6 protein-coding genes and 6 pseudogenes are annotated in these 9006 nt (G+C 38.0%); all 12 read right to left on the reverse strand.

Features of this window, described 5'->3' with window-relative positions; genetic code table 11:
* Positions 1-7 precede the first annotated feature (7 nt).
* Positions 8-1891, reverse strand: a pseudogene (locus ODU50_RS01265) (phage tail tip lysozyme); the annotation flags it as partial.
* A 575-nt stretch (positions 1892-2466) separates the two neighbouring features.
* Positions 2467-3135 (reverse strand): annotated as a pseudogene (locus tag ODU50_RS01270) (zeta toxin family protein); the annotation flags it as partial.
* A gap of 586 nt (positions 3136-3721) precedes the next feature.
* Positions 3722-4588, reverse strand: coding sequence for an aminoglycoside 6-adenylyltransferase AadE (locus tag ODU50_RS01275; RefSeq protein WP_001255868.1), 867 nt, complete (start codon positions 4586-4588; stop codon positions 3722-3724).
* 175 nt (positions 4589-4763) lie between these two features.
* Positions 4764-5519 (reverse strand): annotated as a pseudogene (locus ODU50_RS01280) (zeta toxin family protein).
* A 1-nt stretch (position 5520) separates the two neighbouring features.
* Positions 5521-5793: an antitoxin gene (locus tag ODU50_RS01285; RefSeq protein ID WP_000301765.1), complete on the reverse strand. Its 273-nt coding sequence runs from the start codon at positions 5791-5793 to the stop codon at positions 5521-5523.
* Between the two features lie 16 nt (positions 5794-5809).
* Positions 5810-6019: a peptide-binding protein gene (locus ODU50_RS01290; protein ID WP_000527318.1), complete on the reverse strand. Its 210-nt coding sequence runs from the start codon at positions 6017-6019 to the stop codon at positions 5810-5812.
* Between the two features lie 98 nt (positions 6020-6117).
* Positions 6118-7014, reverse strand: coding sequence for a ParA family protein (locus ODU50_RS01295; protein WP_002334978.1), 897 nt, complete (start codon positions 7012-7014; stop codon positions 6118-6120).
* Positions 7015-7116: 102 nt separating this feature from the next.
* Positions 7117-7377 (reverse strand): annotated as a pseudogene (locus ODU50_RS01300) (topoisomerase DNA-binding C4 zinc finger domain-containing protein); the annotation flags it as partial.
* 33 nt (positions 7378-7410) lie between these two features.
* Positions 7411-7533 (reverse strand): annotated as a pseudogene (locus ODU50_RS01305) (rRNA adenine methyltransferase); the annotation flags it as partial.
* Between the two features lie 6 nt (positions 7534-7539).
* On the reverse strand, positions 7540-8286 hold the full coding sequence (gene erm(B) / locus ODU50_RS01310; RefSeq protein WP_056985928.1) for a 23S rRNA (adenine(2058)-N(6))-methyltransferase Erm(B): 747 nt from the start codon (positions 8284-8286) through the stop codon (positions 7540-7542).
* Positions 8287-8410: 124 nt separating this feature from the next.
* Positions 8411-8494: a 23S rRNA methyltransferase attenuator leader peptide ErmL gene (locus ODU50_RS01315; RefSeq protein ID WP_031929417.1), complete on the reverse strand. Its 84-nt coding sequence runs from the start codon at positions 8492-8494 to the stop codon at positions 8411-8413.
* Positions 8495-8567: 73 nt separating this feature from the next.
* Positions 8568-8858 (reverse strand): annotated as a pseudogene (locus tag ODU50_RS01320) (hypothetical protein); the annotation flags it as partial.
* Positions 8859-9006: the final 148 nt, after the last annotated feature.

The following is a 9006-nucleotide window of genomic DNA, read 5'->3' on the forward strand; positions in this document are numbered from 1 at the left end:
CCTTTTTTTATTTCGTCGTATAAGCAAAACTCAAGCTACTATCCACTCCAGATAATTTACGGAAGGTGTAGTTGGGATTGCCATTGTAGTTGGTTTCGGAGATAAGGAAGGAGCCATCTGGGTAGACTTTTTCGACGAAAGCCACATGTCCGTATTCTGTTGGTGTGCCATGTCCTCCTCCCGCAAAGGAAAGGATAGCTCCTTCTTGTGGACTTGTCCCTATCTCCCCACCGAGACTTGCGGCTGTTCGTACCCAATCTTGGCCATTGCCCATGGTACTGATAATTGGAATCTTCTCACCGTTTTTACCTTTGAGTTTTAGCCCCAGTTGGTTGATACGGGCTGCGACTCCCCAAGTACATTGACCGTAGGCATACCCCATACCGTCACCACCTCCTGGAATAGAGTTCTCAAAAAGGTCTCCTCGTACAGCTTCAAGTGCTTTTGGATCACTTTGTGCTGTCCCACCGTTGGGTTGACTAAAGCCTTTTTCAATTTGGTAATACCACTCACTTGCTCGTGTCTGACGCTCAAGTAGCTTATCCCCTGAATTTCCTTCCCAGTAAATGAGAAAGAGTTGGGCAAGACTAGCTGGACTTCCTGAATTTTTGAAGAAGTCCTTTAACCAGTTGGTGTAATAAGGACTATCCCCATGCAACATGAAATCCAGTTGTAACCCTAAGTCATACCACTTTAGATTTTTTCCTTTGGCATATTCGAGCAACAAGGTATGTCTGCGTGAACCATCTGCAGTATCTGTCCATTGTCCTAAGCCTAAACCACGTTTGAGAATATTGGGGTAGCGTCCATTGTATATCGTTGGACCATTAAGTGAGAGCCAGCCCTCATCATCCCACGAGCTATCTGTCGCACCAATAGGAGGAGATAGATAGTCGCCTTCCGCACGTTTTGGATTAATGGAGGATTCTACCGACCAATTTCCTAAAATGGCTGCGATAGCTTGATTGGTCGCACCTTTACTTTTGAGATAGTCATAAATCGCCTTGGCTCTCTCGAACTCGTCGCCACCAAACTGACCAATAGTCGGAAGAATGGTAGTCTGAACCTGAATCACGTTTGGAAAGTAGAAAGCTGGATTGACATAGACCAACTTATCCGTGTCATCATCAACCTTTTGATAGGTGACTTTTAGACCCGTTCCGTCTTTGGTTTGACCCATAATGTCTCCTGCCAAGACTTGTTGATGTTCACTCACTCGGCCTGAATGAATGCCAAACAAGGTTAGTTTAGTCTTATTGACTCCCTTACCAGATGTCAAAACAACGTTCTCCCCATCAAGAGATACCTTGCCATCCATCGGAGCCACAATGACTTGACCTTCTTTTGCTTCTAAGATGATATGGTGATGAAGCGTTGGTTTTTCATCAATGACCTCATAACCATATCGGTATAACATACTTAAACTATCTTCATCGGTCTGTCCCTGGAAGGGATTGTCCAATTCTTGAAGGGCTAAATAGTTGCCTTCTTCGGTCAACTCCTTTAGTTCTTCTTGGTCCTCATCTGACAGCTTGTAAGCAGGTTCTTTATACAAGTCAGACATGGATCTAATAGAGTCACCACCGTTTAAGTCCGTCCACACTTGACTGAGAAATGCTTTGTAGGTCGCACCACCTTTTTCCATGACATCGTCAAGCTTATAGTCTTGGTATTGATGATTCATGTAAACCATAATCTCATCAATCTTGGTGTAGTAGGCAATCCCTTTTTCATTGGTTCTCGTATGTTCCGCATCTTCCCACGTCATGTGGGTATAGGCCTTGGTCAACTCCATCTCATCTTGTTGAATGACACTACTACCTGAAACACTCATGAAAAAGCTCATCATCAAAAGGAGTATCAAGAGAATGCCTGAGACAATCCAATTCATCCAAGTGATGATCGAGCAAGGTCTTTGCTCTTTTAGCTCTTCTCTTACTTGAGCTTTTAGATATTTCTGTTCTTGTGTTCCAAAAAACTCATTTTCTGTAAAATCTTCTAATTGTAATTTTTTTGTTTTTTCCATTTTCTTTTCCTCTTTTCTTTTTTTTGATTTTTAGTTTTTTGACAACCATTTTTGTTAGGCGTTTGAGGAAGTGAAGCTGTTTTCCTCATGTTTTAAAAGCTAGAAATAAATTACAGTATACGCTCCTTTCTTTTTTCGTTTTGTTGGTTCATTTTCGCCAGTGTGTTCGTGTCGTTTGCTGTGACGAGAACGCAACATAGACACAAAGAAAACACAAGGGCGAGCTTGCTCGTTTATATACCCTTGTGTTTTCGACTGGATATGTTAAGGTAACAAACAGTAAATGACACGTTACAGACTGCAAAATGTACCAACTGAAAAAAGAAAGAATACCGTTGTGTGCTTTATTTCTCGATCAGCTTTTAAAACATGAGGAAATGTTTTTATAAAAAAAGAGTAGTTACCGTTTTTTGGTAACTACTCTTTTCCTTTTTTAAGGTTTAAAGTCCTGGAAGTTTAGGTGTTTTGGGTATTGGTGGTGTAGGTGGCTGCAAGCTTTCCAATTTTTGTTGAATTGCTTTAAATTCAGGGGTTTCTTGGTGTTGATTTTGAACCATTTTTTGCTCTATTCTCTCCAAAGTCGGTTGAATTTCTTTCCCTGATACTTTACGATTTAATTCTCTTTCTAAGGTCTCTTTCGGACTAATGGAAGGCGTTTCTAAGCTTGAATAGAGTTTCACTCCTTCTCTATTGTAAAGCCTTATATCGCTAAATAAGCCCGTTTTATGAAGGGTTTCTAAATTGGTCGGTAAGTTTTTGACAACAATATCATGCGCTTGTTTTGGTGTTGCCCTGGCTGTCATTGGATCATCTGCATACATGGTTTCATATCGTTCAATTGTTCCTAAATATGAGTTGATTTTAGGTACTGCCATGACATACATTTTTGTTTCATAACCTTTGGCTTGAAGCATTGTTGCGGTTTGAATGGGAACGTCTGTTGTTCGTCCTGTACCTTCAATCACCAAGTTATAGCCTTGATCGCTTAAACGGCTTATGATCGCTTCTGTCATGCGATTAGAATAAGGGGTAACGTGTTTTACTACGTCTTTTTCATAAAGTTTCACTAGTTCATCAAAATTAGGGTGCTGTTGTTTAAAGGTATCATTAGGTCAGTTTACAAGGAACTACACGCAGACCATGAAACGGGCTGCTGACAACAAACGGCGGTATGCTGCCCTCTTCGGGAGCATACCGCCTGTTTTGTTGTCTGGGGTTTCCAAAGGGGGCAACGCCCCCATTTGGCACACGACTTTGCGAAGCAAAGTGTAGTGTGTTATACGCTCTGCCGGCGTTGCCGTGAAAATGCCGTTGCCGCCGGGGAGGGCAAGGGCATTTGAAGCGGCAGGAAAACAGGGCTGTGCTTGCGTGGCGTGGAGCCGCAAGCGCAGGTCTGGACTCATCAGCAGACAGGGCGTATATGAAAGCCCCAGTTCCTCGTCCTACGCTCCAACTTGTGGACAAAGTGTCCCGAAGTTGTGGCCACACTCCCGGAAAAGTAGCAGGACAACGGGCAACCGTCAAGGCTGAAATGAACGGGTTTACACCCGGCCTTGACCTCCGCCCGCTGTCCCGCTGGATGGGTGGACAAGGCGGCCAATCCCTCAAAGTGCTTGGCCGCTCTCTTTCTGATTTTGAGGTATTCAGTTTTTCAAAATTGAATAATCAAAATAAATTTTTTCGATTGAAAAAATTTTATTTGTTATCATCTTCAATGCCATATTTTTTCTTTTGCCGAATCACATAATTACTGATTTTTTCATCATATAGTGGATACTGGTAATCCAACTGGCATGCCACTTCTGACGAAACCTCCCGGAACAATGCCATACATTGTTCAAAGGATTCCCACATATGGGGATAGGAATCCATATTATAAGTGGACATAAGTCGTTCCCACAATTCCTCTGGGACATATTGCTTCATAAATTTATAGTTTTTTCCCAAACTGAAATGAAATCCCTGTTTGATACCAATCAGCCAGGAAATCATGCGAAGCAATTCTTTTCGTACTATATCATTCATATGGTCAATAGCAAAAAGAATTTCTTTGCGGCATAAGCCCTTTACTACATATGTTGTAGTATTCCAAAATTCATTACAGCAATCGTCAAACATTCTTTGAGTAGGCTTCTGCAAGTGGTAGTCTATATCCGTTGGTATTGGCGGCTTTACGATACGGTTGTCTTTATCCAACAGTAACTTTACCAGTTTATCCCATGTAAAATACTCGTCTATCAGTTCCAGCGGCAGCAAAGTTAAATCTATCTTAACATCATCAGTAAACAGCATTAAATATGAAAATCCCTTTTCTACAGCTGGAAATAATTCCATATCTTCCGGCTTTTGCAGAATCAACCTTTCACCAAATATATCTAGCCATTTATCATCACTTGTGAAGCTGTCCATATCCGTAACAAAAAAAGTAATATCAAAATCCTGAAAATCATCAGGCGGAATATTTGTATTTGTTCTAGATCCTTCCAAAGTAACCATGCGAATGCGTTTGTCTGTTTTTGCAAAATTCAAAACAATATCATAAACTTCCTTTTCTGATCTCATTTTTATCTCCTCCAATTATTGAAATAGGTGTGAAGCCATTTTAGGGCTTTCCCGCCTTGATTACCCTTTAGCAAAGACGGGCGGGACTGTCAACGGCGGCGCATGAAATGCGCCGTTCATCTTGACCGTTGACTGGCTCGGCTGGCTTTGCTATCTTCCTGACAAATGGGAATGTCTAAGATAGTAAAGACGTCCCACATGCAACTCTTTCTTTTATTGCGGAAACCGTATCTTTAATTGTGAATGTAGTTGTGTCTATGACATTTGATTCATATACTCCCAAACCGGAAAATTGCTCCCACATTGTTTCCACTAATTCAATATTTGTTTTTCTATCTAATTTTGAGCGTTCCACAGCTCGCTTCATAGTTTCTTTTTTACTCGCTCTTAATACAATATAGTGTACCTCGTAATCTTCTTGGGCAAGAGCTTTCCATGGCTCCAAAAACCATGGCCCGACAATCCCATCTACAATTACATCATATCCGCCACGAGCATATCGCTTTGCAGCCTCTAAAAAGGCTTCAATGACAACCAGATTTTGCTTGTTGGATTCTGGCAAATGTGGTGGTATTGCGCCTTTGCTTAAGTAATGAAAAAAGTCATCGGTGTGCATATGCACTGATTTATCCATATCTGATTCCTTTGCGACAATTGACGCAGTTGTTGTTTTTCCTGTCCCCGGTGAGCCTGTAATCACAATAATTCTTCCTTGATTCATCTATATTTTCCCTCACAATTTGAATTTATCACTTTGTTCCTGCCTGCTCAATCATCTTCTTCGCAAACTCGTTTTCCCTGACCCTGGTTGCCCACCAAGTAAAAAAGCGGTTGGCGATTCAACCGCTTTTTTTCCTTGAATCAATTCTTCTAAATTATCATTTAAGCGATTCTCAAATTGTTTGTCAGTAAAATTGACTATATTTGCCATATTAAGCCACTTTCTCTTTATTCAAAACTTGTTTTGAGTAACGATTCATTGACCGCCAATACTCATGAACGGCTTGTAATTCTTCTAAAGAATAATCAAAAAGATTTACACGTTTTGCAAGCTTTAATTGGTTTAATAAATTGACTTCCAATAATTGAGAGTCATTTTTATTTAATTCATGGTTCAAAACATAGTTTAATACTCGATTATAAACGCTTGCCGATAATTCGTTAATGATCTCTATTTCAAATGTTTTTTCATACGTAACTGCCATTTCATTTTCACTCCTTTTAAAGTTTGTCAGGTAAATATTTCCGTATATATTCTTCTAAGGCTTGATCCATAACTTCTTTTACGTTTCCGCCATTCTTTGCTGTTTCGATTTTTATGATATGGTGCAAGTCGGCACGAACACGAACCGTCTTATCCCCCATTATATCTTTTTTTGCGCTGATTGGCGTATCATTTCGTTTTGCTTTTTGTGCGCCTAAATTTCCCACGATCGCTCACTTCTTTCTATTTCTTCTTACTATTTATTTTATCATCACCTATCACAAATCACAAGTGATTTGTGATTAATCACTTGTGATTTGTGATTCTATTCTTTTTCATTTTCTAATTGAATGATTCGCTCAATCATTTCAAAAAATACGTTCTCATACATAGACAAAACTTTTTTGTCATAGCCTTTGTGTTCTGTAATGCCATTTTTAGACCAAGTACTTACTTTATTACTTCGCTTGATAATATTTCGGAAAACCAAATTATCCTCTTTATGTTCTTTGTACAGTTCTTCCAGGTTTGATTTTATCGTTGCGCTGTCCGTATCAACTAAATAAGGAACAAAACCAATCATATCTAGTCCAGGGTTAAACTGTTCTTGCAAATCAATCAAATAGGAAATATAGTTTTGAATGTTGTTTGTACTTTCTTCTTCTGCTTGTAAAGGGATCATAACGTAATCACTCGCCACGATTGCATTATTTGTATAAACGCTTGGCGTTGGTACAGTATCAATAATAATAAGATCATAGTCACTTTTTAAAGGTGCTAAAAGAGTAGCAAGCAATCTACTTTCATTTTCAAACGTCCATGAGCGAGTTAATTTTGGCAGTAACATCAAATCAAACGTGCCAGGGATCAAGTCTAAATTATCAGTCAAATGAATAATAGAAGAAGCCAAGTTTCCATTTTTCAAGCCTTCATAAAAATTGACACGTGGCAATTCTACCTCAAAAGTTTTTGCTAAGTCTTTTGTCAATGTTGCCTGTAAGTCCTTATCGATCATTAAAACTTTTAAATTCAATTTGTCTGTCAAGTAAGCAAACATAGTCGATAATTTGGACTTTCCAACACCACCTTTAAAGTAATTATTCAAGATAATAATTGCTTCATTTTTATTGTTTAAAATACGTCTTAATTCTTCAAGTATTTTTAGTTTTTCCTTCTCCATAACTACGCCCCATTCTTTTTTTGTATAGTAATATTGTATCATTAAGAATCACAAATCACAAGTGATTTGTGATTAATCACTTGTGATTTGTGATAAGTGATTTGTGATTAATATATAAAAGCCCTCTTTAAAGGGCTTTTATGTTTATTTTGAAAAAGAGATAAAATCAATATATCCCTTTTCCCCAATTTTTACAACGGCATTGTAGGGCTTTTTCTCTTTGTTTTTGATTCCTTTTACCAGGGTTTCTTTTCCCTCTAGTAATTCTTTTACATTTGTTTTGGTGAGTTTTTTCTTTCTAAAATGTTCAGCTAAAGTAAACTTACATTCAGGATAATTTGAACAACCATAAAACGATTTTTTTAATACAATATTGTTGCCACACTTAGGACATTTTCCTACAAGGGGTCCCGAGCGCTTAGTGGGAATTTGTACCCCTTATCGATACAAATTCCCCGTAGGCGCTAGGGACCTCTTTAGCTTCTTGGAAGCTGTCAGTAGTATATCTAATAATTTATCTCCATTCCCTTTAGTAACGTGTAACTTTCCAAAATTTAAAAAAGCGACTCATAGAATTAATTTCCTCCCGTTAAATAATAGATAACTATTAAAAATAGACAATACTTGCTCATAAGTAATGGTACTTAAATTGTTTACTTTGGCGTGTTTCATTGCTTGATGAAACTGATTTTTAGTAAACAGTTGACGATATTCTCGATTGACCCATTTTGAAACAAAGTACGTATATAGCTTCCAATATTTATCTGGAACATCTGTGGTATGGCGGGTAAGTTTTATTAAGACACTGTTTACTTTTGGTTTAGGATGAAAGCATTCCGCTGGCAGCTTAAGCAATTGCTGAATCGAGACTTGAGTGTGCAAGAGCAACCCTAGTGTTCGGTGAATATCCAAGGTACGCTTGTAGAATCCTTCTTCAACAATCAGATAGATGTCAGACGCACGGCTTTCAAAAACCACTTTTTTAATAATTTGTGTGCTTAAATGGTAAGGAATATTCCCAACAATTTTATACCTCTGTTTGTTAGGGAATTGAAACTGTAGAATATCTTGGTGAATTAAAGTGACACGAGTATTCAGTTTTAATTTTTCTGACGATAAGTTGAATAGATGACTGTCTAATTCAATAGACGTTACCTGTTTACTTATTTTAGCCAGTTTCGTCGTTAAATGCCCTTTACCTGTTCCAATTTCGTAAACGGTATCGGTTTCTTTTAAATTCAATTGTTTTATTATTTGGTTGAGTACTTTTTCACTCGTTAAAAAGTTTTGAGAATATTTTATATTTTTGTTCATGTTATCACTCCTGAAGTGATTACATCTATAAACAAATACAGAAGTTAAACGATTTGTTTGTAATTTTAGTTATCTGTTTAAAAAGTCATAAGATTAGTCACTGGTAGGAATTAATCTAACGTATTTATTTATCTGCGTAATCACTGTTTTTAGTCTGTTTCAAAACAGTAGATGTTTTATCTACATAACGCATTTGGAATACCAACATGACGAATCCCTCCTTCTTAATTACAAATTTTTAGCATCTAATTTAACTTCAATTCCTATTATACAAAATTTTAGTCTTTTTGCCAACTAATTGCGATTGGCAGTTTTTCTGACTCCATCAACTCCTTAAATTTCTCCACATCGATTGGCTTATCCAGTATGTCTTTACTAACATCTATCGCTTCAATTGCGTAAGGGCTTTGAAGGAGTTCTTCCAGTTTTTGAACCCCAATCTTATAAGCTGAATCTTGAGCTAAGGCTTGCCTAGCCGACCATTCTAAGAGCTTTAAGAGGGTTCTAACTGTCAATAAACTACTTCTTTCCACGTATTGCATCGCTTGACGTTCTTGTTGTTCAGATGACATGGTGACCTCCTCTTTTTTTCGATTCCCTATCAAACATAAGGAGACTGGGCAAAAACTAGCCAGTAAATAAAAAACACAGATAGATTCAAGCTGATTCTGATGAAATTCAGCCGAACTGTCTGTGTTTTTCTTTTTGTTTCTATTATCA

Origin of the sequence: Streptococcus sp. 2020WUSS084 (genome assembly GCF_044427445.1) — a bacterium.
In the GTDB taxonomy this organism is placed as follows: Bacteria; Bacillota; Bacilli; order Lactobacillales; family Streptococcaceae; genus Streptococcus; species Streptococcus suis.